Below are 26,312 nucleotides of genomic sequence, written 5' to 3'. Positions count from 1 at the left end.
AAAAGTCGATCGCCCGCCATGCAAAATCCCGGAGATTTGGTGACTGTAAAAGCAGCCATCAAACCCCCAGGATTTAAAGTTTTCCTCTTAAACGAGGCTCAAATTATCCCCAGTGAGCTTTAACTCAATCAGCAGTAGCCAATTCGGTACTGCCACCACCGCGCTTCCGCGTCAGGGTATTGAAAAGCATCTGACCAACTGCTTTAATCAAATTGCCTTCTAACTCCATGAACATCTTCATGTTCATGCCAAAAGCTGCATTAGCTTCGTCAACAATTCGCTCTGCAGTTGCTTCGTCAATCGGCAGTTCATTCATTGCCTGACGGTAGTTAGCCTTGAATTCTTTTTCATCAGGAATATCCTGGAATTCATAGAAAGCAGTGCCTTCTCCATCGGAAAGATTCATCCCGCGCTGGGCAATTCCCTTCAGGATTTGTCCGCCAGATAAATCGCCAAGGTAGCGAGTATAAGAGTGAGCTACTAACAGTTCTGGTGCTGTCGCCGAAATCTCGTGAATTCGCTCCACATAAGCTTTAGCTGCGGCTGACGGAGCTACTTGTTCGCGCCAATTTGCACCGTAGTAGTAAAATAAATCTTGCTCTAAGCTTTGTTTGCGATTCAACTCAGAAAAGTAAATTTTTGAAACAACCGGATGCTGCTTTTGGCGTTCCATTTCCTCTTCGATTGCCGAGTAGACAAAGTAGAGGTTTCCTACTAACTTCCGGTAAGAAGTTTTTTCTACAACGCCTTTTAAAAAACACTTGACAAAACCGACGTTTTCTGCCATTGTGTGGGATTTTTTCGTTCCCTCACGCAATTTGGTCGCTAAATTGATGCTCATGCTATATTTGTCCAACCTTCTATTTTTGTGGTAGCTGATGGATGCGCCAAAAATCTAAAATTTACCTAAGTGTTTACCTTAGATCGATTTGATGAGAGATTGTATTAATTTTTATAACAAAACCTAGAAACATCAAACGGCCCTGATGCCCGATCGCCCGAAAGGGCAGAAGGCATCAGGACCACAAAAGTTTAGTCATTAGTCGTCAGTGGTTAGCTAACAGCTAATAGCTGAGGACTAATGGCTAATTTAGATGTCCAAGTCAAGGAGGTTGAGTTTCGGGCCGTAGGTTTCGATGAATTCCCGGCGGGGGGCGACACGATCGCCCATTAAGATCGTAAAGATGCGATCGGCTTCAGCAGCATCTTCAATTTCCACCCGTTTCAGCGTCCGAGTTTCTGGGTTCATCGTTGTATCCCACAACTGTGTCGGCATCATTTCACCCAAACCTTTGAACCGCTGAATGGTGTAGTTAGCATTCGCCGGAAATTCATTGCGGATGAGATTGTTCATTTCGCGATCGCTGTAACAGTAGTAATGATTGCGTCCGCGTTCCACTTTATAGAGAGGAGGACAAGCAATATAGATGTAACCTTGTTCTACAAGTGCGCGCTGGTAGCGGTAGAAGAAAGTCAGCAACAGGGTGCGGATGTGCGCGCCATCTACGTCAGCGTCAGTCATAATTACGATGTGGTGATACCGCAATTGCCCCGGATCGAATTCTTCGCCTTTGATACCCAAACCCAGGGCTGTAATTAACGACTGAATTTCGTTATTTTTATAGATTTTGGCATCGTCTGTTTTCTCAATGTTGAGAATTTTACCGCGCAAAGGCAGGATTGCTTGGAATTGGCGATCGCGCCCTTGTTTTGCAGATCCGCCTGCCGAATCGCCTTCCACCAGGTATATCTCAGACAGGGCGGGGTCTCTGGAACTACAGTCCGCTAATTTTCCAGGCAAAGGAGACGATTCTAAAACGGATTTTCGGCGCACTAAATCGCGGGCACGGCGGGCGGCTTCAGCGGCTTTAAATGCCTGAATTGCTTTTTCCAAAATAGCGTCCGCTACTTGGGGGCGAAACTCCAAATATTCTGTCAATACTTCGCCTACCAAAGAATCGACAATTCCCCGAACTTCTGTATTTCCTAGCTTAGTTTTAGTTTGACCTTCAAATTCCGGGTCTGGGACTTTGACCGAAATCACTGCTGTCAAACCTTCGCGAACGTTTTCGCCGGCGAGGTTGGGCTCGTTTTCTTTGATTTTGTTGCGCTTGCGGGCGAACGAATTCATCGTCCGCGTCAAAACAGCCTTCAAACCTTCTAAGTGCGTGCCTCCGTCGATCGTCCGAATGTTGTTAGCAAAACCGAGAACGTTGTCGCTAAAAGCATCGACGCACCACTGCAAAGCCACTTCTATCTGCACGTTGTTGCGTTCTCCTTGCACGTAGATCACTTCTTCGTGCAGAGGCTGCTTTTCGCGGTTCATGTAGGCGATATATTCCTTGATTCCGCCCTCGTAACAGTAGGTTTCGACGCGCGGTTCGCTACTTTTGAGCAGTTCCAAACGGTGATCGCTAAACGTAATTCTCACGCCCGCATTCAAGTAACCCAATTCTCGCAAGCGCCCGGCGAGTGTAGTGTAATCAAATTCAATGCCAGTGCTAAATATTTGAGTATCTGGCAAGAAAGAAACTGAAGTGCCGGTGCGAGTGCCTTTGTGGGGCTTGACATTAAGTTCCGTAACTGGATTGCCTCTTTCGTAGCGCTGTAAATGTTCTTTTTGGTCGCGCCAAACTGTCACTTCTACCCACTCGGACAGCGCGTTAACAACAGAAATACCTACACCGTGCAATCCTCCAGAAACCTTGTAGCCACCACCGCCAAATTTACCGCCGGCGTGAAGTACAGTCATTACTGTTTCTATTCCTGATTTGCCAGTCTTGGCAACGATGCCGGTCGGAATACCCCGGCCGTCGTCTGTCACGGTAACGGAACCGTCGGCGTTGATGTCAATCTCGATGTGAGTGCAGTGGCCAGCCAGCGCCTCATCTATGGAATTGTCCACAACCTCGTAAACTAGATGGTGGAGTCCTCGCGGGCCGGTGGTACCGATGTACATCCCCGGTCGTTTGCGGACTGCTTCGAGACCTTCGAGAACTTGAATCTGGTCGGCGCTGTAGCTGCTGGTCATACAAAAATAGCTCCAATAATGAGGCCTCAAGCCCCGAAAGCTTCTAAAATGATAAAACTTCTAAAATTATAGCACAAAACCGTTAAAGGCGATGCTAGGGCTTTCTGAAGGGAAATTTATCGGGGGGACGGAGGGGAATTGTTTTGAGATTACTCAAAGGCTCCAGGGGCAGATCGCGGTGAATCAGTGGATGGAGAGAGGCGAAAGCCTGGATACGAGAAGATTTGAGAGTTTTTATAGGGAAATTTGCGACAGCTTATGCCTAGATTAATTACGATTTGCGGGGCGACGGCGACGGGGAAGTCTGGAGTGGCTTTGGCTTTGGCGGGGCGACTGCAATCCTCGATCCTGAGTGCGGACTCCCGTCAAGTCTACCGCGAATTTGACATCGGAACCGCAAAACCGACGGCGGTCGATCGCACTTGTGTACCGCATCACTTAATTGACATCTGCGATCCGACAGCAACTCTGACACTAGCAGATTACCAACAGCAAGCTCAAAAACTAATGGCTGATGTCGATTTTCCCCTGTCTCCCCCCCTGTTGTTGGTGGGAGGGACGGGCTTATATATTAAATCTATCGTGCGCGGTTTGAAAATTCCGAGAGTAGCGCCGATGCCCGAATTGCGATCGCAACTTGCAGAACTCGGACAATCTCAATGTTACGCGATGTTGCAGCAGGTCGATCGGTCTGCCGCTGAGAAAATTCACCTCAATGATCCAGTAAGAACTTTAAGAGCACTGGAAGTATTTTATGTCACCGGTCGCCCTATTTCCGAACAGCAGGGCGAAAATCCTCCCAATTATCCTATTTTACAAATTGGGTTGGATTGCGCGATCGATGTTTTGGTCGATCGGATCGAACAGCGCACAGAACAAATGCTAGAACGCGGTTGGATTGCCGAAGTAGAATATTTGTGTAAAAAATACGGCTGCGACTTGCCACTGTTGAACACGCTGGGCTATCAGGAAATGAAACAATATTTGGCGGGGGACATTAAGCTTGAAGAAGCTAAAGAATTAACAATTTTGCACACGAGGCAATTTGCCAAGAGACAGCGGACTTGGTTTCGAGCTTATCCTGAAATTGAATGGTTTGATGTTAGCACGCCAGATTTATTGGAGCGAGTTTGGCAGAGAGTGCAGGAGTTTGTCAATTGATTTTTATCGAGATTAAAGATTTTATTAACCGCAGATGAACGCTAATTAACGCTGATGTAATTTAAATTGATTTGCTAGTTTTTCAACTACAGCAATTCTGATTTTTGCGTTAACTTTGAGTCGGTAAGATTTCTCTAATTCTTTGCCGAAATAAACGCACAGCCGCCCGCTGTCCGATTGTTCTGCTTTGTTCGATGAGACCTGGAATTTCGGCAACGGGTAAAAAGGGAAAAGCTAAACTGCGATCGCACATTTTATATTTTCCATCTACAAGTTGATAAACTTGCAGAGATTCCCGCCGATACCTCCAAAGTTCGGGAACACCAAGAGCAGCATAAATTGTAAACTTATTGATAGAAGAATTTGTGTAATCTGACTCTATTGCTAAATCCGGCGGCGGGTCATTTGGCAAATTGATATTTCTGCCTCTAACTAAAGATTCATTTTGAATGTAGAAACAGGAATCAGGTTCTACAGCACGAGTTAAATCTTCTCGTTCAAGAGTCAGCGAACCAAGACTCCTAAGTTCAATTTCCAGTTCATCTACAATGACTTCAACAAAGCTTTCTATCAGTCGTTTGGGTTCTTCGTGTTCTTCCAGCGGCATCCTGATTTCTAATACTCCTTCATCGTAAGCAATTCTCCAAGCTCTATCGTCCCCAACATCTACCAGCAATGCTTTAAAAGTTGACCAACTGACACCTTTTAAAATAACTCGGTTTTCTGGGGTATTTTGCTGCTCGATGGGAGTTGATGTTGTTGTTACCATTTAACAAGTCCTTGGTAGCTTCATCTATTTTTATTATAGAGGATAATAGGAGGTTTTTTTTCTCGTTCCCAGGCAGAGCCTGGGAATGCCTAAATCCGATGCTCTGCCTTGCGGTAATAGGGAGGCAGAGCCTCCGGATCTGCTTTCCTAGGCAGAGCCTAGAAACGAGGGGAAATCCGTCAATTAACTGTACAAACTAGCTACATATTCGCCGTAACCGTTATAGGGCAAAGTCGGGCGAGTTTCCCACGACCAACTGTTACCGGGGCCGACTATCCGTTCGCTGGCCTGCGACCATCTCGGGTGCGGTTTGTCCGGTTCGACATTTGCTTCAAAGGCGTATTCGTTGGGACCGATTGTATTCCAAAAAGTGGCGGGCTGTTTTTCGACAAATTCAATTTTGACGATCGACTTTGCGCCCTTAAAACCGTATTTCCAAGGAATTACTTGCCGCAGCGGCGCACCATTTTGTTTTGGTAGTCTTCGGCCATACAAGCCTGTGGCAAAAAATGCTAAATCATTAGCCATTTCTTCAATTCGCAGACCTTCGGTATAAGGCCAAGGATAAAATTGCGACATCAAACCGGGGCCTGGAGTAATTTTTGGATCGTAAAATGAGGTAAAGCGAACGAATTTAGCCTTCGATTGCGGTTCGACATCTGCCATCAGTAATTTCATGGGAAATCCGACCCAAGGAACTACCATTGCCCACGCTTCTACACAGCGAAATCGATAAACTCGTTCTTCGATGGGAAATTTTTTGTAGAGGTCGTCAATATCATAAGTGCGGGGATTTTTTACTAAACCGCCTACTTCTACTTTCCAGTTTTCTGTTGGCAAAGCTTGAGCGGCTTGCCAAATAGATTTTGTGCCGCCGTATTCGTAAAAATTGTTGTATTTTGTAGCTAAGGCTTCGTCGGTAATCGCTCGATCGACTTTTGCAAAGGCGGGATTCCGGCTCAATTCCGAATATGCTTGGGTTGAGCTTTGCTCCAGAGCAGTTTTTGAGCTAGCATTGCTTTGACAGCCGGCCAGCGGCAGCAGCGAAGCAGTCACGCCGGCGCCAATTAAATTTGTCATGAAGCGGCGGCGGTTGAGAAATGCTGTTTCTGGGGTAATTTGGGGTTCGAGAATTTCCCAAGGTTTGGGAACGCGAATTAACGGCATAAGTAATAGTTAAAAGTTAGTAGTTAGTTTGGCAAAAGTTGCCTAATTTTTAATCTGTTAGTCGATTTGAGATTTGAGATTTGAGGTTTGAGATTGACTCCATAGAACAAACAAGTGCGGATATTTGGCAATGCCTCGCGATTGCTTTGGCAATGCTTGCGATCGCACTGAAAGTATTCGCAATGACAGTATAACGTAATTCGGTAACAGCAAATCCAGCCGAGCGACCGCTCGCGCGAGCACTCGATCGACCTATTAAACCTCGCTCGCAGGAAAGTCAGCAATTATTTACGCGCGATCGACCAAAGCCATTGTGGCGAAAATCTGGGAAACAATTATGATCAAGCAAAGATTCCAATTATTTAATTTGTCCACAGGAAGCGGCACGCACCGCCCCGCTTTCCTCCCCCACCAGCAATAATGTCGGACGGGGGTCTCCAGCGGAAAGACAAATGAGTTACTGCACCAATCCCCATTGCCAGAATCCCCAAAATCTCGATCGCGCGACAGTCTGCAAAAGTTGCGAGTCGAACTTGCTCCTAAAAGGCCGCTACCGAGTCTTTCACACCCTCGGTCAAAGTCTCACTTGCCGCACCTTCTTAGCAGTAGATGAAGACCAACCTTCGCAACCCCGCTGCGTTATTCAACAGTTCTGCGGCCCCGCAGCAGCCGCAGACGGTGGCACACAGCCAAACCGGATATTTCGCGGCTCAGCCTCAGTTCTCGACGAGTTGGGCAAACATCCGCAAATACCGAAACTGCTGGCATCTTTTGAACTCGAAGGCTGCCAGTATTTAGTGCAAGAATACATCGAAGGCCGCAATTTAGCCGATCGGCTTTCAGAAAAAGGTGTTGTTAAAGAAATTCAAATTTGGTATCTGCTGGGCGAATTGTTGCCAGTCCTGCAATTTGTTCACGAACATCAACTGATTCACGGAGATATCAAACCGTCCAATATTATTCACCGGAAAACTCCCCAAGCATCCCCAGCTTTGGCAGGGAAAGAGGATTTACATTCCGTGTCCCAAGAAAGTGCCTCTGGGCTAGTTTTAGTCGATTTCGGCGCGGCTATTCCGGCAAATAGCGGGCCGCTGAAAACAGAAACGGTCACAGGTTCTGCTGAATACGCGGCCCCGGAACAAATTAAAGGCCAAGCAATTAAAAGCAGCGACATCTACAGTTTGGGCGTTACTTGCATTCACTTGTTAACGGGAATGTCGCCGTTTGATTTGTTTGACATTAAAGCCGAAAGTTGGACTTGGAGAGATTATTTGAAAGTACCAGTGTCGGCGCGACTCGGCCGCATTCTGGATAAAATGGTGCAGCGAGAACCATCAAAACGCTATCGCTCAACCGAGGCAATTCTCACAGACATGAAATACGGCCCGGCACCGGTAGACGTGATTCTCAGCAAACCCAAGTGGAGTTTAGCCATGTGGGGAGCAAGTGCGGTTGCCCTGCTGTCCGTAGTGCTGGGTGTTCGCTTCCCATCTCCTGCACCGCAGGCTTTCACTTCTTCTGAGCCTGTTTCTAGCATTCCCGAAATTCGGTTCAATCCGCCCCCGATGCAGGATTTCAACGGTGAGGCATCGCAATCCCGGCCCGCAGTGCGGACTCTGGTGGATCAAGACAAAAACCCGGTTTGGGCGGTAGCAGTCGCTCCCAACGGTCGCGTGATTCTCAGCGGGAACAACGACGGCACAATTCACCTGCTGCACAAGCGTCACGGCAAGCTGCTCAAGGTTTTAGCAGGACATTTGGGACCGGTGTGGTCGGTGGCTGTCAGTCCCGACGGCAGGACGATCGCCAGTGGTGGCGTTGACGGTACGATTAAATTGTGGAATTTCTATTCTGGCAGGTTAATTCAGACTTTGGACGGACACCAAGACGGCGTGTTCTCGGTGGTTTTCAGTCCCGACAGCCAAACCTTAGCCAGTGTCGGTAAGGACAAAACTTTGAAGCTGTGGCAAGTCGAAGGCGGGGCCGAGTTGGAAACTCTCAAGCGGGTTTTTGATGAGGTGCAGTCGGTGGCTTTCAGTCCCGATCGAGAAACTTTGGCGATCGGCAGCAGCGACGGTAAGATCGGCCTGTGGAACTGGCAGACTGGGGAATTGAAAGAAACTCTGTGGGGTCATTCCGAGGGGGTTTGGTCTCTGGCCATCAGCCCCGACGGTCAAACTCTAGCCAGCGGTAGTTGGGACAACACGGTGAAGTTGTGGGATATCAGCGCAAATAATCAGTTCCGGCAGTCCAACGGTTCTCTGCTACGGACTTTGATCGGCCATTCCGACAAGGTTAAGTCCTTGGCTTTCAGTCCCGACGGAGACAAGCTGGCCAGCGCCGATTTGAGCGGGACTATCAAGCTGTGGCGGATGGGTTCCGGCGAAATCGCGGGCACGCTGAAAGGTCATTCTACCTGGGTGGAATTGGCTTTTAATCCTCAAGACAAAACTCTGATCAGCGGCAGTTTTGACGATACGATTAAGGTGTGGCGGCTGTCTCCTTGATTTTTGCGATCGCCCGGAGTTAGATATACACTTTTAAGAAAGGACAGTCTCAACAAACTCTGATTGGGTGGTGGGGCTGTCTTTTTCTTAGGTTATATCATTTCCGGTTACACCGCAATGATGTTCAGTGTTGACGGTTGACGGTTGACGGTTGACGGTGAACAGTGAACTCGAATTTACTATTCCGATGCTAACGGATTTGATATCAACCTTCATATATAACCTTTCTCAGTTAGAAATAAAAAATAATATCATGTGCGGTAAATTACCATTATAAAATTCGTTTGTAGTAATGACTTTAGTCTTTATTAGCTAAAAGCTTTAACAAAGGACTCTTCTTCCTCACTACAAACTTATGATGCTTATATCGTCCGACATGATATAATCACTGACTAATAACTAATGATATCAATTCCGGTTGTATCGGAATGATTAAACCACAGAGGGCACAGAGGACACAGAGAAAGAGAAGAGAGAGATAATAATTCCGATGTCAACGGATTTGATATGACTAATGACTAATAACTAATAACTAATAACTAATGACTAAAACCAAATTCCCGATCGCCCTTCCGCTTTCCTGCATTTCGTGGGCGGCGACAATCTCATCTAAAGCAAACCGCCCAGCAATAACGTGGCGCAAAACTCCAGCTTTCAAACAAGTTGTAATATCTTCTGCAGCTTGTTGATGCGCTGCTTTGTCCATCATATAAACTAGCACGTAATGTACGGTAAGATTTTTGTAAATTAAGGAGTACACTGGAATTTGAGGCGCTACATCCGAATCCGAAGCATAGGTGGCGAGGGTGCCGTTGCGTTTGAGCGCTTTTAAATTAGTTTCCAAGTTGCTAGCAAAGTCAACTTCAATTGCGCGATCGACTCCTTCCCCTTTCGTAATTTCTTTGAGGCGCGCCGCCACATCTTCGGCTTTGTAATTGATAATATAATTAGCTCCTGCAGCTTTGGCAATTTCTACTTTTTCCGCAGAACTTACAGTCGCAATTACAGTTGCTCCGCCCCATTTTGCTAATTGAATTGCATAATTTCCAACAGCACCCGCGCCGCCCGTAACTAATATTGTTTTCCCCGTAACAGCACCATCTTTAAAAACGCAATTGTGAGCTGTCATTGCGGGTACTCCCAAACAAGCACCTTCTACAAATTCTGTATTATCTGGCAGAAAAACCGCTTGTTCGCTGGGTACAACCACATATTCCGCCGCCGTACCCAATCGCCGGGGCAATGTAGCTTCATAAATCCAAACACGTTCGCCAATTCGTGACGGCGGCACGCTTTCTCCTACTGATTCAATTATTCCTGCACCGTCGTTGTGGGGAATGACTCGCTGGTGTCGCATTGTGAGTCCGCCCCAACCGCTGCGCTGCTTGACATCGGAGGGGTTAATGCCGGATGTGTGTACTTTAATCAGCACTTCACCTGCACCCAATTCGGGAACATCCATTTCGCCAATTTTGAGTACATCTTTGGCGTTGCCGATTTGTTCGTAGTAAGCAGCTTTCACAGTTGTTTGCTCCTGATGTTTTTAATCTTCCTAAACCCGCCCCGCGTTACTTTAGGCAGTCCCGCCGTTAACGCGGATATTTTGTCCGGTAATCCACCGGGCTTGGTCGCTGCACAAAAAAGCCGTCACATCGGCAATATCTTCAACTTTTCCGAGTCTTCCCAAAGCAGCCATTTGAGTAAATCTTTGTATTTGTTCGGGGGTTTTGCCGACTGTAAAGAGTTCTGTATCCGTTGGACCCGGAGAAATCACATTAACTGTAATTTGGCGATCGCCCAATTCCTTAGCCAGCGATCGAGTTAGCTGTTCCACCGCGCCTTTTGTCGCCACGTAAGCCCCGTAAGTTGGCAGTAGCATCGCCGTTGTCGAACTGGAAAAATTGACAATTCTTCCTCCGTCTGCCATCCGTTTAGCAGCTTCTTGACAAGCAAAAAACGTGCCTTTGACGTTAATTGCAAAAAGATTATCAAACTCTGCTTCCGTAACTTCCGCTACAGGTTTGTAAAGAATTACTCCTGCATTATTGACTAAAATATCGATTTGTGAATATGTTTCCAGAGTGCGATCGAACAAATCGCGAATTTCTGCGGTTTTGCTGACATCGGCTTGCACGGCTAATGCTTTGCCGCTTGCTGCTTCAATCGCTGACACAACCTCTTTAGCCTGTTCTACGCCTCTGGCGTAGTTGACGACCACTGATGCGCCTTCTTGGGATAATCGGAGGGCGATCGCGCGTCCAATTCCCCGCGATGCACCAGTCACAATTGCCACTTTTCCTGCTAGTGATGCCATGAGATTTCCTCTGCAATTAGTGTTGATGCTAGTTCAAAATAATCATACTATTTTTTCGCCATTCCGGTACACAAACAAATTTAAAATCTCACACATTTAGAATATCACTCGAAATGGCGGTTGCTAACTAACAGTTGTGGTAAAGTAGTATCGGCTGTTAAAGTAAAATCTATGACCGTAAATTCCGAGTTAGCAGAGCAGTATTTGTCAACGGGCGAGACCCTCCAGAAATCAGGAAAACTTGAGGAGGCGATCGCTCAATATCAAAAATTACTAGCCATTCAGCCGGATAGTGCGATCGCACTCAACAAGGTAGCTGAAATCTATTATACCCAACAGAAATATGTAGAGGCGATCGCCTCTTGTTACCAAGCACTTCGCCAGCAACCCAATTTCGCCCCCGCCTACAAAACTCTAGGCAATATCCTGCAAGCCCAAGGTAAAATAGACGCGGCGATTCGCGCCTACTCCAAGGCGATCGAATTTGATCCTAATTTTGTCGAAGCCTATGTTAACTTGGGCAGTATGTTTTACAAACAAGGCCAGCTCGATGACGCCATAACTTACTATCAAAAATCTATTGTTATTCAACCAGATTTAGCCGTCGCTTATTGGAATTTAGGCAAAAGTTTGGAAGAGCAAGGTCGAATCAATGAAGGTTTATTTTATCAAAAAAAAGCTCTAAATTTACAGCCGGAGTTAGAAGGTAGAAGCAATTCAGTAAAAAATCACACTTACTGAAGAGGAATGTTATAGTCAAAATAATTCAATCATTAACGATGCAAGCTGGATCAACATGGAAATTAGCCAGAACCCGCTCGAATTCCTAACGGCTAAAGTACAAGAAACTGTTGCCGATACCCAAAACTTAGCCAACGAAATCGCTGCTAAAGTTGAGGAAAATGCAACTGTATTAACGGCGTGGGTACAATCAGCGCCAAGTTCAATGGTTAGTGCTGGGGCGATCGCCACTCAAGAAGCTTTTAAAATAGCACACAACATCGGTTTTGAGAACCTGCCAATAAATCTGCAATCGAAATTTGCGAGGGCTGGAATGCGTGACGGCATCCGAAATGTGCAAGAAGCAGCAAAAGTATTTGAATCAATACCCGCCCAAATTCGTGCCCAAGGCCCAGAAGCAATTCGCAACTTCTGTCAAGATAAAGATTGGAGTCACATCCAAGCGCACGTCAATGGAGGCGGAAGCGAAGCTGCTAACGGGATTTTTGAACATTTTCGGGTGAATCGTGCTCGCGGTGGTGCAAACATGACTGCCGCAGAATTAGCAGTCGCTAAGCAAGTTTTAGCAGATGCAGCGTTTAAAGCAGCAGTTGCGGAAATCGTTGGGGCTGCAATGAAAGGGGCGATCGCCGCAGCAGTAATTGAGTTAATATTTTCTATCTTAGAAAACTCGCTATTGTGCGTTGAAGGTAAAATTACGCAGTCAGAGTTAGTCGAACAAGTTGCCAGCGCCACCGCCAAAGCGGGCATTGCGGGCGGTGTTATTACTGGCATTCTCTTAACACTGTGTATGATATTTCCCCCCATTGCTGCGCTTTTAGGTGCTGCTGCGATGCCCTTGGCGGTTGCAGGTATTGGTTTTATGGGAATTCGCGCCTGGGAAATCTTTTGTCACGGCGATCGACTATTTGGTATTACTCAACAAACACAAAAATTTCTGGGGATGACTGAAGCGACAACATAAGTAAAACTCTCACTCTAATTAGATACCAGGCTTCTTGAAGAAGTCTGGTATCTGGGTATTCTAAATGATTGGGAAACATAAATAGTATGGATTCAGTAGAAAAAACTCAAGATCAGCAGCATCCGCAATACAAGCGCGATCGACTCAGTGTCGATACTTTATTAGCAGGAGAAGCAACGGACTACAATTTATCGGAATTAGCAAGATTAATAATCCGCTACCGAGGCTTTCCCGGTGCTAGAGATATTCAATCAGACTTAAAAAAAGTCTTGCAAAAATGGAATCATACCGAAGACAGTCTTTACGAACAAACCCGTAAAATTCACGCCACAGGTGAAGTTTACAGGAAACAAAAAAGCGATCAAGAAGATTGGGTCTAATCTCAAATCTGCAACTTCCAGGAAGAGCCTGGAAGTTGCAGTTAACAGTCAACAGTCAACAGTCAACAGTTAACACTGAACTGTTAACTATTTTCAAACCATCTCTGGCGAAACTTGCATTGCCGGCTGCGGCTGGAACTGGAACAGCGAATAAACCACATTGCGACGGATATCCGTCATCATGTCCAAAAACAGCTCGTAACCTTCAGTTTTGTACTCGATCAGCGGGTCTTTCTGACCGTAACCGCGCAGCCCTACAGACTCGCGCAAAGCATCCATTTGCTGCAAGTGTTCCCGCCACAAAGTATCAATTTGCTGCAAAATAAAGAACCGTTCTGCATCTCGCATTAATTCAGCTCGGATTGCATTAACTTCCGCTTCTTTCATGTCGTAAGCGTTGCGGACTTGTTCGTGCAGGAATGTTTTAATTTCCTCAACGGACAAATCTTCTAGCTGATCCGGTGTCATGTCAGCCAGCAGATAAACAAATTCCTTCACCTTGCTCACAAGTTTGTCGATTTCCCATTCTTCCGAAGGTAAATCGGGATTGATGTATGCTCCCACGATGTCGTCCATCGTCTGTTCGGCATATCTAATTACCTGTTCTTTGGAGTCCAAACCTTCCAATACTCGGCGGCGTTCCGCATAGATTGCTCGACGCTGATTGTTCATCACTTCGTCGTATTCAAATACCTGCTTCCGGATATCGTAATAGTAGGTTTCGACTTTTTTCTGAGCGCCTTCGAGGGAACGAGTCAGCATTCCAGATTCGATCGGCATATCTTCCTCAACACCGAAAGCCTTCATCAAACCGGCCACCCGTTCGCCGCCGAAAATCCTGAGCAAATTGTCTTCCAAACTCAAGAAAAACCGCGTCGAACCAGGGTCTCCTTGCCGTCCCGCCCGGCCGCGCAACTGATTGTCGATCCGGCGCGATTCGTGACGTTCCGTACCGATGACGTGCAAGCCTCCCAACTGCACGACTTCATCGTGTTCGGTGCTGGTAAAAGCATCGTACTCCCTGCGAGTTAAATTGTAAGCTTCCCGCAATTTTTGAATTACCGGGTCTTTTGTCGGCGCTTTTTCCGAAGCTATAGCCACGATATCATCGGCTTGCAATTCCGAGAGCGATCGCTCGCCGTACTCTTTCACTGCCAATTCCACCGCCGCTTTGAGCATTTGCTCGGCCTCTTTCGATAGCTGCGTCGGGAAAATCTGCGCCGAAGCTTTCCAAGACTTTACCTTTTTCGCAGTCGGAGCAAAACCTTGAGGTGCGGGACGGCCACTAATACCAGGCACTTGCACCACCGAAAACCCCTCGTCATCCTCTGGTTGCACGATCCGGGGCATAAAATACTCCCGCAACTTGAGGCGCGCCATGTACTCAGAATTACCGCCCAAAATAATATCTGTACCGCGTCCCGCCATGTTTGTGGCGATCGTCACAGCGCCTTTGCGTCCGGCTTGAGCGATAATTTCTGATTCCCGCTCCACATTTTCCGGTTTAGCATTAAGCAAATTGTGAGGAATTTTCCTCTCCTGCAGCAGCCGCGACAGCAACTCCGACTTTTCCACACTCGTAGTGCCCACCAGCACCGGCCGACCGATCTCGTGCATTTCCGCGCATTCTTGGGAGATGGCATTCCACTTCCCAGCCTCCGCCTTGTAAACCATATCCGAAAGGTCAGTACGGCTGGTAATCCGGTTAGTGGGAATCAGCGTCACTTCCAGATTGTAAATCTTCTCAAACTCCGTCTCTTCAGTCTTTGCCGTCCCAGTCATCCCCGACAGCTTCGGATAAAGCAAAAAGAAATTCTGATAAGTAATCGTCGCCAGCGTCTGAGTTTCCGGCTGAATTTCCGCCCGTTCCTTCGCTTCGATCGCCTGGTGCAAACCGTCACTCCAGCGCCGTCCCGGCATCACCCGGCCGGTAAACTCATCGACAATCACGACTTCGCGATCGGGAGTGACGATGTAGTTAATATCCTTAATAAACAATTCCTTCGCCTTAATCGCATTAAAAATGTAATGCGCCCAAGGGTCAGCCGGGTCGTACAAATCCGTAACACCCAACAACCGCTCAGCTTCACCAAAGCCTTCATCGGTTAATAGCACATTCCGAGCCTTTTCGTCAACCTCGTAATGTTCTTCATTTTCCTTTCTCAGAGCAGCAGCTACCTCAGCCGCCCGTATATACTTCTCACTGGGGCGTTCCACCTGACCGGAAATAATCAAAGGCGTCCGTGCTTCATCAATCAGCACCGAGTCAACCTCGTCAATCACGCAGAAATTAAAAGGACGCTGCACTACATCTTCCATGACAGTAGCCATGTTGTCGCGCAAATAATCAAAGCCGACTTCGCTGTTAGTGGCGTAGGTAATATCGCAGCTATAATTTTTCTTTCGTTCCACCTGATCCATGCCCTGCTGAATCAGTCCCACAGTCAATCCCAGGAAGCGGTGTACTTGTCCCATCCATTCCGCGTCCCGTCTGGCGAGATAATCGTTGACGGTAATGATGTGTACGCCTTTACCGTTGAGGGCGTTGAGGTAAGCCGGCAACGTGGCAACGAGAGTTTTGCCTTCACCGGTTTTCATTTCGGCAATTTGGCCTTTGTGCAGGATAATGCCCCCGAGGAGTTGGACATCAAAGTGGCGCATTCCTAAAACCCGTTGTCCCGCTTCCCGCACCACTGCAAAAGCCTCCGGCAAGATTTCGTCTAGGATCTCTTTCTCCTCGTTGAGAGATTTAGCTTTTGCCAGACGTTCTTGAAACTCCGCCGTTTTCCCTCTGAGGCCGTCGTCTGAGAGTGCGCGGATGTCTTCTTCCAAAATATTGATATCAGCTACCCAAGGCTGAAATTTTCTCAGTTTGCGCGCGTTGGGATCGCCTAGCAGATTTTTAAACATGGCAGGAGAGGCAGATTTTTAATAATTTAGCTATTAGCTTTCAGGGTTACGGGCTGTAGTGTTAGCCACAACATATACCCTCCCCGATTGTAGCAACCATTGACCCTCCTGGGCCGTCGCTGGGGGCGATCGACCGATTTTGGATTTTCGATTTTGGATTTTCGATTGAATATTCGATCGATTTTGGATTTTGGATTTTGGATTTTCGATTGAATAGTTGACCTCTGTTCCCGGTTATTAAGGGGATGGCGGGCCCTAATCGTCAAACAGCAGACCGATCGCATTTTTGGTGAAAAGTCCGGAAGTGCGATCGGGTTTTACTCGCCCAAAAGCTACATACTTCTAAAAACCCACGGGCGATCGATTCCCCTCACCCGCCACCAAATCCCACAACACATCAATACCTAAACCGACATATTCTGTATCCTGATGGCGATCGATCCATTGGATGACAGCAGGCAAAACGTCACTAGATTTGAGACCCAACTTACCCAAGGCTCCTACTGCCAAGCTACGCACTAAGTTATCCCCATCTTCGAGACGTTGCAGCAGAGCATTGATGACAGTTTCTGAAGCATTTCCCAACTTGCCCAAGGCAGAGACTGCCAAGCTACGCACTAAGTTATCCCCATCTTCGAGACGTTGCAGCAGAGCATTGATGACGGTTTCTGAAGCATTTCCCAAGTTACCCAATGCCTCTGCTGCCAAGGCACGCACTAAGTCCTCCCCATCTTTGAGACCTAGTAGCAGAGCATTGATGACGGCTTCTGAAGCATTTCCCAAGTTACCCAATGCCTCTGCTGCCAAGGCACGCACTAAGTTATCCTCATCTTTGAGATCTAGTAGCAGAGTATTGATGACGGCTTCTGAAGCATTTCCCAACTTGCCCAAAGCCTCTGCTGCCGACCTACGCACTGAGTTATCCTCATCTTCGAGACCTAACAGCAAGCCACTGATGACGGCTTCTGAAGCATTTCCCAAGCTGCCCAAGACAGATGCTGCCGAGCTACGCACTGAGTTATCGGCATCTTTGAGACCTGGTAGCAGAGCATTGATGACAGTTTCTGAAGTATTTCCCAAGCTGCCCAAGGCAGATGCTGCATCAAGACGCACCCACTTATCCCCATCTTTGAGACATAACAGCAGGGCGTTAATGACCCTTTCTGAAGCATTTCCCAACCCGCCCAAGGCTTGTGCTGCCTCACGACGCACTGATTTGTCCCCATCTTCGAGGCGTAGTAGCATGACACTGATGACAGCTTCTTTTTCCCCTAAAGCTGCTTGATATTTCCACAAGCGATTTTCATCCACGCCCCTTGCTTTCAAAAGTTGCAAAGTTTGCGCCTCAAACTCAGTCTCATTCATACTGCAAAGGATTTGAAAAACCTGAGAGCGAACTCTGCGACCAACCTGCTCCTCATCCCTTACCTCCAATTCAACCAACTTCTCCAAAATCCTTACAGTTAGACTAGAATCGGCTGCCTTTAACTCTTTAATATTTTCAGCAAGGCAACTGCCTGCAAAAAATAAATCGCGGTGCAACCATTGCTCATGCTCGCTATTCGCCGTCAAAATTGCTTGCATCGCTTTAGCCACTTTCTTCGGTTTTTGTTGAGCAATTAACAACAGCAATACTTCCCGCCAGTGGGGGTCATGCAAATGCTCTCGAATATGATTGAGAACAATCTCAAAATCATCCTCATCATCTGCCTGATAGCCGATTTCCTGAGCGCACAAATATTCTTGAAAAGTCTTGTGTACAAAAGCGTACAAATCTTGTCCTTGTTCGTTGAGCAATCCCGTCCGCTGTTGAAGAAAATCAACACATCGTTTAGCTTCCTCTTTTGCCTGGAACCGTTCAACCTGTTTTTTGGTTTTAATATTCTGAGTTAACTGCTCTAACAAATCATCCTTAGCAATCAGAGTCCCGCCTTCCTTAGCAATCAGAGTCCCGCCTTCAGGATTATCCGTACTACCCTGAGTGTGAATCCAATAGGCGAGAATTTCCATCAACCGCCGTAAATCATCTACATCTAAACATTTGAATCCCGACTGCTCAGTCAGGTTTTTGTTAGCATCCCAACACTTTAACAGCGTCTCCACAGCTTTTTCATAAAGCTTGTGGCGTGCCCTCGGCAGTACCGCTTGATAGCGGTGAATCAAAGCAATGATTGTCAGCAATAGCGGATTTCTCGCCAACAATTTAATTCGATCGTTTTCATCCAGAGCTTTTTTAATGCTATCTTTGCGACGTTGAGCTTCCGCCGCATCGGGAACGCGGCTGTCGTACCAGCGATTAATAAACTCATCAACCTTAGCATCATCAAACAGTTGTAACTGATAGTGTTCAAACTCCGAAGTATTAAAAAAATCGCGTTTGTAACCAGCAGGGCGAGAAGTAATAATTGCCACATTTTGATGATACTGCCCCAAAAAACTCTCAATGTGCTGCACCACCTCATAGCGCTTGGATTCTTCCACAACCTCATCCAATCCATCCAACAAAATCATCGCCCTACCGTCTGCCAGCCAATACTCAAAAAAGCCTTCTGGTAGCGGTTTCACGGACATAGTTTTCTCAGCAAACTGGCGGGCATAGTCGAGGAGATTGATATCTAAAAGCCTAGCAAAATCCCGAATTTTAATCAAAATTGGCAAGCAATCCATCTCAGCATCCCAGCCGAGTTTTTCTGGATTATTCTGAGCCAACATCACCGCAAAAAAGCTCAATAAAGTTGTTTTGCCAGAACCAGGAGCGCCCAGCAACACAAATTTATTTGATTGATTTTGATTATTCAATAATTGTGATGCTAAAAACTTTCTTCCTGAGTGGCTTTCTAGCTGCAATACTTGCCAACTTTCGCCTTCTTCTAAGTCTAGGACATCCAATTTAACATAAATATTTACCTCTTCCAAGACATCGGGCATCACAAAAATCTGAGCCAATTTTTCCGACTTTTCGATTTCCTGACCTTCGACTGCAATGCCTGCAAACTTAACATCATCAAACCAGTTAGCCAGTTGCTTCAAATAGTCGGTTTTGGCAAGTTTAAACCTTAAATAACTACTTGTTTTCTGGAAATAGGTTTCAGCAAAAACCTCCAACCAATCATGCAGTCTTTCGGGTGCGAATCGGTCTTGAATTTTCTTGTGTTCTGGGACTGTCGCATTAAAGGCTTCAACTAAAAAATTAACTTGAGGCTTTTCTTGGTCGTTGAAAGGTTTCAGGAGTTCTGGAAGTGCTTTACCCGTCAAGAAACTTTTAAGAAAATCTTCGACTACACCCTGTTCGCAAGCAGAGAATAATTTATTTTTATCGGCAGCTTCGATGCCACAAATACAAGCTTTTTCAAAATCGCTAGGATTCAATTTTTTCATAGCTTCTTTGAATCCTAATTCTGCAAGTTTGGCGCCAATTCCTGGTGCTATTTTTAAGGCGGCTGCTCCAAATTCAATCATGGTAATTTTAAATATTTGTGTTTAAGTTGGTGGACATAATTGCGTTTATATCCACCAACATTGATAATCTCAACTATCTCTAAATTTAGGACACAATTCAAACGCTAATTGTGACCCATAAAAACAAACATCAAACTCAGTAAAAAAATTAGTTCGTCCTAAAAGAATCGGAATATTATTCACCCTAGTCCATGCGAAAACTAACTGAACTGGATCAAAGTCCCCTACTTTTGCCAAGACTAATAACCCTTTCGTTTCAGCACTCGCTAAATTTCCCGCTAAAGTAACAGAAAATCTTTGATCTTCCCAAATGGCCCCTAATTGCACCCCAACATTATAGGGCAAAACATTTACACTAGCTCCTGTATCCAGTAAACCCATAACCTCAACAGAACGATTTTGATAAGTTAGTGTTAAAGGCAAATACGGAACATCAGCTAAAACACCTGATTCATCTCGTTTAGGTTGAAAAGAATATCGCCTACCATTAAACATTTTGAGTTTGTTTTTGTTCTGTTTCTAGTAACTGCATCAATTGCTCTGCAGCACTATTAGAAGTATGCACTGAATATATAATTTCAGCAGATTCATTACCCATTACAATTCCTTCTTCTTTCGCCAATTCTGCTATTAAAAACAGCATCATTTGAAACTTGTCAGCACGAGACAATTGCCGAAGTTGGGCTAATAATTCCAGATTTGACATAAAACGCCATCAATAAAATTAGTTTTTATATTTTACCATGACCTTGAGATTTCAACCACTCCAAAACAGCACAGCCAATGCGTAAATTTTGATCGGACCCCAGAACCCGCCCGATCGCCCTTATTGAAAATCCTGTCACATCTCAGTTCAGATTCATCTCACATCTTGCACCATTCTCAAGAACAGGCAAGATGCCTGTTCCACAAAGAGTGAATTTTCTTGTGGAACAGGCATCTTGCCTGTTCATAAAAAGCTTATGGAAAATGCTGTCACATCTCAGGCCAGATTAACCCTAGTTTTAAACAGGGCGCGGCACTTCGTAAGTCAAAAAGTCATAGGCCATTTTCGTATTCGGAAAAATAGCCTGCGCTTCCTTGAGCAAATCATCCAGGACGATCGCATTCCCCGGAGCGTAACGCGGGCTAAAATGCGTCATAATTAGCTGTTTCGCCCCAGCCGTCAAAGCCACTTGAGCCGCCATAGTCGAAGTTGAATGCAGGCGATCGAAGGCCATTTGAGCATCTTGATGAGCAAAAGTAGCTTCATGAACCAACAAATCAGCATCCTTCGCCAATTCCACCGCCCCGTCACAAAAAACAGTGTCAGTACAATACACAAACTTGCGCCCGATTTGATCCGGGCCGCAAAAATCCGTACCTTTAAACTGTCGCCCGTCCGATAACTTTACCGTCTTTCCTTGTTTTAATTGACCGTAAAGCGGCCCGGAAGGAATACCCACAGCCTTCGCTTTTTCTACATCAAAATGTCCCGCACGATCTTTCTCAGTTACTCGATAACCAAAAGCAGTAACTCGGTGCTTCAAAGGGCCGCAGCTAACAATATATTCGTCATCTTCATAGATGACTCCTTCGTGAATTTTGTGTACCTTAACCGGGTAAGAAAAATGAGTTTGAGAATAACGAACACCAGCTTGCAAATATTCTTCAAGTCCCGGAGGCCCGTAAAGATCGATGCGCTTGACATTCCCCGCCAAACCGCAGCTAGCGAGCAAACCCATTAAGCCGAAAATATGGTCGCCGTGCAAGTGAGTGATGAAAATGCGGCTTAGTTGGCTGACTTTGAGATCGCTGCGGAGAAACTGGTGCTGAGTTCCTTCGCCGCAGTCAAACAGCCAGAGTTCGGCTCGCTGGGGCAAGCGGAGGGCGATGCTGGAAACGTTGCGCGATCGCGTGGGGACGCCTGAGCTAGTTCCGAGAAATGTAATCTGCAAGAGTCAAATCACCTCAATTAAGTCTTAAAAAATATGTTACATATATCCAGAGTGCGACAAATCCGACATATAGGAAATAGTCGCAGGCTGGAACCGGGATAAATCGCTGTTCCTGCGAACATCTCTTCGCTAAAATCATTTTTGACAAGCGTACAGAGCGATCCACCCAATTCTAACGTTTTGTTTCTTCCGTTCCCCTTCCTTTTTCCCTTGCCTTCCCTTAAAAATTCTTAAACTCATACAACACAGGAGGAAAATTTTCAAATGCAGTCAGGAGTATTTTTTGCTTCCGTTCTTTCGACATTAAAAAAACGCTACTTTTGGATTTCGCTGTTGTTTTGGCTGGCAATGGTAGCCCCAGCACAGGCCGCGCTGATCTTGCGAGTTGCGGTACAAGACGGGGCAAGTCAGATAAAAGTGGGCAGTTCTACAAAGGCTGCAATCCGGGACGGTAGCGGGCGCAATTTGGGCGAACTGTCGGCAAACAGTTCTCAGTCGGCTCAATTTCGATCGGGAACAGTGGCAATTGGTCGCTGGGCTGCCAACCAAGTTTGGATCGAGCCGACGGGGAACGGTTATGTTTGGATTGGCGATCGCTGGTATCGGGGACGCACGCTTCTAGTTCCCGAAAAAGGAGGTTTGACGGCCGTCAACTACGTGGATATCGAACAATATCTCTACAGTGTTCTCGGCGCCGAGATGAGCGGCAATTGGCCTCAAGAGGCTTTGAAAGCCCAAGCCGTCGCCGCCCGTTCCTACGCTATCCACCAGCGCCTGAAAAGCGAAACCGACCTTTACGACGTGGACAGCACTCAGTCTTCGCAGGTTTACAAAGGACTGCAAACAGAATCTTCTGGCACTTATTCCGCAGTCGATGCAACGGCGGGTCAAGTTATGGCCTACAACGGTCAGATAATTTTAGCCGCTTTCCACTCTGCGTCTGGGGGCCATACTGAAAATGTCGAGGATGTTTGGACGGAACCCCTGCCCTACCTGCGTGCTGTTCCTGACTTCGACCAAGGGGCGCCGGTTTACCAATGGAAAGAAAATTTTTCTCGGGCTCAAATCAGCAGTAAGATTTCTGGCGTGGGCAATGTGATCTCGATGAAGCCAGAACGCACTACCGCTTACGGCAGCGTTTTGAGGATGAAAGTAGTTGGAGATGCCGGTTCTAGGGTCATGACTGGCGCAGATTTACGCCGGGTTTTAAATTTGAGGAGTACGCGGTTTACCGTGATTCCTCAGTATGGGGGCGGTGGGAACCCAAGAAACAGTGCCCAAGCTCCTACCGGTTTTCAAGTTGCTGGCAAAGGTTTCGGTCACGCTGTAGGAATGAGCCAGTGGGGGGCCTACAATTTGGCTAGACAGGGATATGGCTACCAGCAGATTTTGTCGCACTATTACCGGGGTGCTACTTTGGCTAGAATTGCAGTGCAGTAACTGCTGGGAATTGGGAATTGGGAATTGGGAATTGGGTCGAAAAGCATTGGTAATTGGGAGCTTGGAAGTGGGGCGAAAAGCATCTTCGCCGAAAAGCATTGGTTATTATAGCCAACAACAAATAACCAATAACTACTAACTACTGCCAACTGCCAACTGCCAACTGCCAACTAACTAAATTAAGGATTGCTATGCAAAAGTGGGAGTATTTATTTGTGGATGCGAATATGTATCCTTTTGGAAACAAGCTGATTAGTTTATATGTAAACGGTGAAGAACAGCGAGATTGGAAACAAGGCTCGCTGCATCTATTTGTCAACCATTTGGGCGAGGAGGGATGGGAACTTGTGGCTCTGGATCACGACTCGAAGTATGACCAAAATTGTTTAATTTTTAAACGCCCTAAGCTTATTTAATAAAAATCGGAGTATAAAAAATTATGACGTCAATAAAAATTGATATTTTCCACAATTATTAGTAGTAACGAGCTAACAGCCATGCCAGTTCCCCAACAAAAATATTTTATTGTGGAACAGGCATACTGCCTATTATTGAAAAAGGTGCAAGATTTTAGTGTCACCTAACTTAACAACAAACAACTATTTTTTTCATTAGTATTACAAGTTGTCCGAGCGATCGATCCTGCGCTGCCATTCGGCATCTATTTTTGTTGACTGTTCTAGTTCTTGTTGGGTTAATTCGGTTTCTGTTGTATAAGCTAAGTCTTCTCCTGTCAGAACGTGTTCTGCTGCAAATTCCCGGGCGTAGGCCAGTTTTTTGAGCAAGTTGGCATCGGGTTCGTTTAATAACATTGCTCGCTGCTGACGCTCTTGATTGCGGGCTTCTATCCGGCTATTTTCCCACTGAATCCAGAAGTAGCGAATTAAAGGAATTGCGAGAAATCCGACGCCGTAAATCAGGATCGTGGGATAAACAGCGCTGACGAAACCGATAAATCCACCTGCGATTAAATTATTAGTTAATAGATTCCCCAAAACTAGCGCACCGACAAGATTGACGGCTCCTAACCCTGCTGCGAGCATGATTTGGCCGGAACTGGCGTTGCTGAAACGCCACAGCATTTCTCGCAAATAAGCTGCTACTGGTTCTGAATTTCTCTCGGTGGCTGTGGTTTGCAATTGCGGGAAGTGGTAGACTATTTGCCCTTCGGGACTGACTTCGGGACGGCCGTCAAAACGGGCGAGGGCTGGTAACATATATTCTTCGTATTCTCGGGCGTATCCTTGTCCGAGATTGTCTAGATATGGGGCAATTTGTTCGGCGGCGACGGCGCCTCGGTTGTTGCGAATTGCAGTCGCAATATCGCTCCACTTACGCTCTTCTAGATTGTAATTGGGATTGCCGTCTCCAAACAGAAAAGAGAAAACTGCTTCTAGAAAACTCATCTGGGGTTTTTGGCCAGTTAAGCGCGATCGCTGCTGGTAGTATGGTTGGTCATGGTTCCAGTAAAATATCCAGATTAAGTCGTTCCAGAAGTAGGGAAAAAACAAAAAGCCGCCACCTCTGCCGCCCCCGCCGCCACCCTCTCCTCCTCCTCCGCCACCGTTATTGCTGTCGCCGCTGGAGAGTAAAATCGTGATAGCAACAAAAATTAAGAGGATGGAAGCTACCAGCACTATGCCGAAAGATATCCTAATCAGATAAAATAAAATGCGCCAGATTTTTTGCCACCATTCCTGCAACTGCAAGCGCAAGAATTTGTTTCGCAAAATATCTCGAAAGTTCTTGGGAAATAGGTAGGCAATGTCGCCGGATTCTGCTACTTGCAGGTTGCCGCCTGCTTCGGAGGCGAGGCTTAACAGTTCTCGCTGGGCAAAATTGACATCTAATCCAGCTTTTGCCGCCACGTCTCCAACCGTAACGCGGTAGCCAAGTTGTTCGACGGCTTGCATAATGGTGGGATTCGGAGCCATAGGTTTCTCTCTGTGAAAATTACCCGGTTATTTTTATTATATATTGCGGGAATTCGAGCGGGTTTTGGCGATCGCCTTTCTGATTTTTTTGAAGCCGCCCTTGACTTTGGGACAAAATATTGCTAGTGTTTTGCCGAATAACTTTTAAGTATGGGCTGAACTCGGATAGCTTAATAAAACTTTGTGATTGAATTTCTTCTCGGCAGGTTATTTGCTTGTTTGCTCTGAGGGTCAACGACGGGGATGGTGAGTACAGCTAGTAGGGTAAGGTGCGCGATCGTCGCCCGTTGGTGTTAGCTTTCGCGATCCGAAGGAAAGCCATCGCAGAGGATTGTCCCTGCACCCTCCAGCAGAACTTTTGCCACCGTTGCGGGTTTTTGTAAGTTTTGTGTAGAGTACGAGAGAGAGGTTAAAGAAATCTGGTTTTTTTGCAAGTCTTGCAAGACTTATATAAAATAGATAGAACTTGCGAGAGTGTTAAACCCAAGGGCGTGTTTTAAGGTTCGCAGTTGCGATCGACTAAACTTTTTAGCGCCCTCAACACAACGGTCCACTACAACAGTGGCGCAATTATTAATAGGAAAACTTTACAGGCTAATTTTTCTGATTAGCCGCTAACCAAAGAATCGCATATGCCAAGAACTCAACGCAACGATAACTTTATTGACAAAAGTTTCACGGTAATGGCTGATATCATCCTAAAGATTATGCCAGCCAAAAAGCAGGCGAAGGAAGCTTTTGCTTATTACCGGGATGGTATGTCCGCTCAAGCAGATGGCGAATATGCTGAAGCGCTGGACAATTATCATGAAGCCCTGAAACTGGAGGAAGATCCTTACGATCGCAGTTATGTCTTGTACAATATGGGGCTGATTCATACTAGCAACGGCGAACACGATAAAGCTTTGGAATATTACAGCGAGGCTTTGGATCTCAATCCGAGAATGCCACAAGCACTGAATAATATTGCTGTGATTTACCACTATCAAGGGGAAAAAGAAAAGGAAGCGGGCAATCTTGAAGCGGCGGAAGGGCTGTTTGATAAAGCGGCAGATTATTGGAAGGAGGCTATTCGCTTGGCTCCCAACAATTACATTGAGGTGCAAAATTGGCTGAAGACAACAGGTCGATCGCAAATTGATGTGTATTTTTAACTATGATGGGAATGAGAGAGAGGGCATGGAGCATTAGTTATTTGTTCTATGTTTGTTGTTGGTTATTGTTTATAATAAGCAATTCCCAATTCCCAATTCCCAATTCCCAATTCCCAATTCCCAATTCCCAATTTTTATGATTGACAGAGAAGAAGTTCGGAAAGTAGCGAATTTAGCGAGATTGGAATTAACGCCGGAAGAAGAAGAGCAGTTTACTGGTCAACTTAACGGTATTTTGGATTATTTCGAGCAGTTGAGCGAACTGGATACGAGTAAGGTGCAGCCGACAACGCGGGCGATCGATGTTAGTAACGTGATGCGATCGGACGATTTGCAACCTTTTCCTAAACGAGAAAGTATTTTGGAGGGAGCCCCCGATCGCGATGGGGAGTTTTTTAAAGTGCCTAAGATTATGTAGGGTTCCCCCTACGCATCTAACTCAGG

21 protein-coding genes are annotated in these 26,312 nt (G+C 46.2%); 9 read left to right on the top strand and 12 right to left on the bottom strand.

What is annotated here, in order from left to right:
• Positions 1–124: 124 nt before the first annotated feature.
• Together QUA45_RS03850 and gyrB are read right to left on the bottom strand one after the other, a co-directional pair.
• Positions 125–841 carry a heme oxygenase (biliverdin-producing) gene (locus QUA45_RS03850; RefSeq protein WP_333069533.1) on the bottom strand — a complete coding sequence of 239 codons (717 nt, stop codon included), beginning with the start codon at positions 839–841 and terminating at the stop codon, positions 125–127.
• 249 nt (positions 842–1,090) lie between these two features.
• Positions 1,091–3,031, bottom strand: coding sequence for a DNA topoisomerase (ATP-hydrolyzing) subunit B (gene gyrB, locus QUA45_RS03845; RefSeq protein ID WP_333219569.1), 1,941 nt, complete (start codon positions 3,029–3,031; stop codon positions 1,091–1,093).
• Positions 3,032–3,289: 258 nt separating this feature from the next.
• On the opposite strand from gyrB, the gene miaA reads away from it, so the two are divergent.
• Positions 3,290–4,192 carry a tRNA (adenosine(37)-N6)-dimethylallyltransferase MiaA gene (miaA, locus tag QUA45_RS03840; protein ID WP_333098170.1) on the top strand — a complete coding sequence of 301 codons (903 nt, stop codon included), beginning with the start codon at positions 3,290–3,292 and terminating at the stop codon, positions 4,190–4,192.
• A 109-nt stretch (positions 4,193–4,301) separates the two neighbouring features.
• On the opposite strand, the gene QUA45_RS03835 is transcribed toward miaA, so the two are convergent.
• The gene (locus QUA45_RS03835; RefSeq protein WP_333098171.1) at positions 4,302–4,961 is read right to left on the bottom strand and encodes a Uma2 family endonuclease; all 660 of its coding nucleotides are present in this window, start codon (positions 4,959–4,961) and stop codon (positions 4,302–4,304) included.
• A 183-nt stretch (positions 4,962–5,144) separates the two neighbouring features.
• A complete protein-coding gene (gene msrP / locus QUA45_RS03830) occupies positions 5,145–6,128 on the bottom strand; it encodes a protein-methionine-sulfoxide reductase catalytic subunit MsrP (protein WP_333098172.1) in 984 nt (327 codons plus the stop codon).
• A 452-nt stretch (positions 6,129–6,580) separates the two neighbouring features.
• Between msrP and QUA45_RS03825 the strand changes: the two genes are divergently transcribed.
• A complete protein-coding gene (locus tag QUA45_RS03825; RefSeq protein WP_333219568.1) occupies positions 6,581–8,635 on the top strand; it encodes a serine/threonine-protein kinase in 2,055 nt (684 codons plus the stop codon).
• Positions 8,636–9,167: 532 nt separating this feature from the next.
• Here the strand turns inward: QUA45_RS03825 and QUA45_RS03820 are convergent.
• Both QUA45_RS03820 and QUA45_RS03815 read right to left on the bottom strand, forming a co-directional pair.
• A complete protein-coding gene (locus QUA45_RS03820; protein ID WP_333098175.1) occupies positions 9,168–10,157 on the bottom strand; it encodes an NADPH:quinone reductase in 990 nt (329 codons plus the stop codon).
• A 51-nt stretch (positions 10,158–10,208) separates the two neighbouring features.
• A complete protein-coding gene (locus tag QUA45_RS03815) occupies positions 10,209–10,949 on the bottom strand; it encodes an SDR family oxidoreductase (RefSeq protein ID WP_333098176.1) in 741 nt (246 codons plus the stop codon).
• Positions 10,950–11,120: 171 nt separating this feature from the next.
• On the opposite strand from QUA45_RS03815, the gene QUA45_RS03810 reads away from it, so the two are divergent.
• The 3 genes from QUA45_RS03810 to QUA45_RS03800 all read left to right on the top strand — a co-directional run bounded on the left by QUA45_RS03810 (position 11,121) and on the right by QUA45_RS03800 (position 13,034).
• A complete protein-coding gene (locus QUA45_RS03810) occupies positions 11,121–11,690 on the top strand; it encodes a tetratricopeptide repeat protein (protein WP_333098177.1) in 570 nt (189 codons plus the stop codon).
• Between the two features lie 55 nt (positions 11,691–11,745).
• The gene (locus QUA45_RS03805) at positions 11,746–12,654 is read left to right on the top strand and encodes a hypothetical protein (RefSeq protein WP_333098179.1); all 909 of its coding nucleotides are present in this window, start codon (positions 11,746–11,748) and stop codon (positions 12,652–12,654) included.
• A gap of 86 nt (positions 12,655–12,740) precedes the next feature.
• Positions 12,741–13,034 (top strand): DUF3288 family protein, encoded by a 294-nt coding sequence (locus QUA45_RS03800; RefSeq protein WP_333098181.1) that lies wholly within the window; start codon positions 12,741–12,743, stop codon positions 13,032–13,034.
• Between the two features lie 93 nt (positions 13,035–13,127).
• Here QUA45_RS03800 and secA read toward each other — a convergent pair whose 3' ends face one another.
• From secA to QUA45_RS03775, 5 genes are all read right to left on the bottom strand, one after another.
• Positions 13,128–15,944, bottom strand: a complete 2,817-nt coding sequence (secA, locus tag QUA45_RS03795; protein ID WP_333098183.1) for a preprotein translocase subunit SecA — start codon at positions 15,942–15,944, stop codon at positions 13,128–13,130.
• A gap of 342 nt (positions 15,945–16,286) precedes the next feature.
• On the bottom strand, positions 16,287–19,403 hold the full coding sequence (locus QUA45_RS03790) for a HEAT repeat domain-containing protein (protein WP_333219566.1): 3,117 nt from the start codon (positions 19,401–19,403) through the stop codon (positions 16,287–16,289).
• 69 nt (positions 19,404–19,472) lie between these two features.
• Positions 19,473–19,898: a retroviral-like aspartic protease gene (locus tag QUA45_RS03785; RefSeq protein WP_333098188.1), complete on the bottom strand. Its 426-nt coding sequence runs from the start codon at positions 19,896–19,898 to the stop codon at positions 19,473–19,475.
• Positions 19,891–20,109 (bottom strand): hypothetical protein, encoded by a 219-nt coding sequence (locus tag QUA45_RS03780; RefSeq protein ID WP_333098190.1) that lies wholly within the window; start codon positions 20,107–20,109, stop codon positions 19,891–19,893. Before QUA45_RS03780 ends, QUA45_RS03785 begins: the two co-directional genes overlap by 8 nt.
• A 298-nt stretch (positions 20,110–20,407) precedes the next feature.
• Positions 20,408–21,340, bottom strand: a complete 933-nt coding sequence (locus QUA45_RS03775; RefSeq protein WP_333098192.1) for a ribonuclease Z — start codon at positions 21,338–21,340, stop codon at positions 20,408–20,410.
• 264 nt (positions 21,341–21,604) lie between these two features.
• On the opposite strand from QUA45_RS03775, the gene QUA45_RS03770 reads away from it, so the two are divergent.
• Positions 21,605–22,780, top strand: coding sequence for a SpoIID/LytB domain-containing protein (locus QUA45_RS03770; RefSeq protein WP_333098194.1), 1,176 nt, complete (start codon positions 21,605–21,607; stop codon positions 22,778–22,780).
• Between the two features lie 191 nt (positions 22,781–22,971).
• A complete protein-coding gene (locus QUA45_RS03765; protein ID WP_015174403.1) occupies positions 22,972–23,196 on the top strand; it encodes a hypothetical protein in 225 nt (74 codons plus the stop codon).
• A 201-nt stretch (positions 23,197–23,397) separates the two neighbouring features.
• Here the strand turns inward: QUA45_RS03765 and QUA45_RS03760 are convergent, their stop codons facing one another.
• The gene (locus QUA45_RS03760) at positions 23,398–24,714 is read right to left on the bottom strand and encodes a hypothetical protein (protein WP_333098196.1); all 1,317 of its coding nucleotides are present in this window, start codon (positions 24,712–24,714) and stop codon (positions 23,398–23,400) included.
• Between the two features lie 632 nt (positions 24,715–25,346).
• Here QUA45_RS03760 and QUA45_RS03755 point away from each other — a divergent pair.
• Both QUA45_RS03755 and gatC read left to right on the top strand, forming a co-directional pair.
• Positions 25,347–25,868 (top strand): photosystem I assembly protein Ycf3, encoded by a 522-nt coding sequence (locus tag QUA45_RS03755; RefSeq protein ID WP_332954237.1) that lies wholly within the window; start codon positions 25,347–25,349, stop codon positions 25,866–25,868.
• 136 nt (positions 25,869–26,004) lie between these two features.
• The gene (gene gatC / locus QUA45_RS03750) at positions 26,005–26,286 is read left to right on the top strand and encodes an Asp-tRNA(Asn)/Glu-tRNA(Gln) amidotransferase subunit GatC (protein ID WP_190663714.1); all 282 of its coding nucleotides are present in this window, start codon (positions 26,005–26,007) and stop codon (positions 26,284–26,286) included.
• Positions 26,287–26,312 lie beyond the last annotated feature (26 nt).

Source organism: Microcoleus sp. Pol12A5 (assembly GCF_036701435.1).
GTDB lineage: Bacteria > Cyanobacteriota > Cyanobacteriia > Cyanobacteriales > Microcoleaceae > Microcoleus.
This window is presented reverse-complemented; position numbering and strand designations above follow the sequence as displayed.

Bases quoted from the DNA above. Each gene is read 5' to 3' on its own strand.
- QUA45_RS03850 (WP_333069533.1), bottom strand. From the start codon at position 841: ATGAGCATCAATTTAGCGACCAAATTGCGTGAGGGAACGAAAAAATCC.
- gyrB (WP_333219569.1), bottom strand. From the start codon at position 3,031: ATGACCAGCAGCTACAGCGCCGACCAGATTCAAGTTCTCGAAGGTCTC.
- miaA (WP_333098170.1), top strand. From the start codon at position 3,290: ATGCCTAGATTAATTACGATTTGCGGGGCGACGGCGACGGGGAAGTCT.
- QUA45_RS03835 (WP_333098171.1), bottom strand. From the start codon at position 4,961: ATGGTAACAACAACATCAACTCCCATCGAGCAGCAAAATACCCCAGAA.
- msrP (WP_333098172.1), bottom strand. From the start codon at position 6,128: ATGCCGTTAATTCGCGTTCCCAAACCTTGGGAAATTCTCGAACCCCAA.
- QUA45_RS03825 (WP_333219568.1), top strand. From the start codon at position 6,581: ATGAGTTACTGCACCAATCCCCATTGCCAGAATCCCCAAAATCTCGAT.
- QUA45_RS03815 (WP_333098176.1), bottom strand. From the start codon at position 10,949: ATGGCATCACTAGCAGGAAAAGTGGCAATTGTGACTGGTGCATCGCGG.
- QUA45_RS03810 (WP_333098177.1), top strand. From the start codon at position 11,121: ATGACCGTAAATTCCGAGTTAGCAGAGCAGTATTTGTCAACGGGCGAG.
- QUA45_RS03805 (WP_333098179.1), top strand. From the start codon at position 11,746: ATGGAAATTAGCCAGAACCCGCTCGAATTCCTAACGGCTAAAGTACAA.
- QUA45_RS03800 (WP_333098181.1), top strand. From the start codon at position 12,741: ATGGATTCAGTAGAAAAAACTCAAGATCAGCAGCATCCGCAATACAAG.
- secA (WP_333098183.1), bottom strand. From the start codon at position 15,944: ATGTTTAAAAATCTGCTAGGCGATCCCAACGCGCGCAAACTGAGAAAA.
- QUA45_RS03790 (WP_333219566.1), bottom strand. From the start codon at position 19,403: ATGATTGAATTTGGAGCAGCCGCCTTAAAAATAGCACCAGGAATTGGC.
- QUA45_RS03785 (WP_333098188.1), bottom strand. From the start codon at position 19,898: ATGTTTAATGGTAGGCGATATTCTTTTCAACCTAAACGAGATGAATCA.
- QUA45_RS03780 (WP_333098190.1), bottom strand. From the start codon at position 20,109: ATGTCAAATCTGGAATTATTAGCCCAACTTCGGCAATTGTCTCGTGCT.
- QUA45_RS03770 (WP_333098194.1), top strand. From the start codon at position 21,605: ATGCAGTCAGGAGTATTTTTTGCTTCCGTTCTTTCGACATTAAAAAAA.
- QUA45_RS03765 (WP_015174403.1), top strand. From the start codon at position 22,972: ATGCAAAAGTGGGAGTATTTATTTGTGGATGCGAATATGTATCCTTTT.
- QUA45_RS03760 (WP_333098196.1), bottom strand. From the start codon at position 24,714: ATGGCTCCGAATCCCACCATTATGCAAGCCGTCGAACAACTTGGCTAC.
- QUA45_RS03755 (WP_332954237.1), top strand. From the start codon at position 25,347: ATGCCAAGAACTCAACGCAACGATAACTTTATTGACAAAAGTTTCACG.
- gatC (WP_190663714.1), top strand. From the start codon at position 26,005: ATGATTGACAGAGAAGAAGTTCGGAAAGTAGCGAATTTAGCGAGATTG.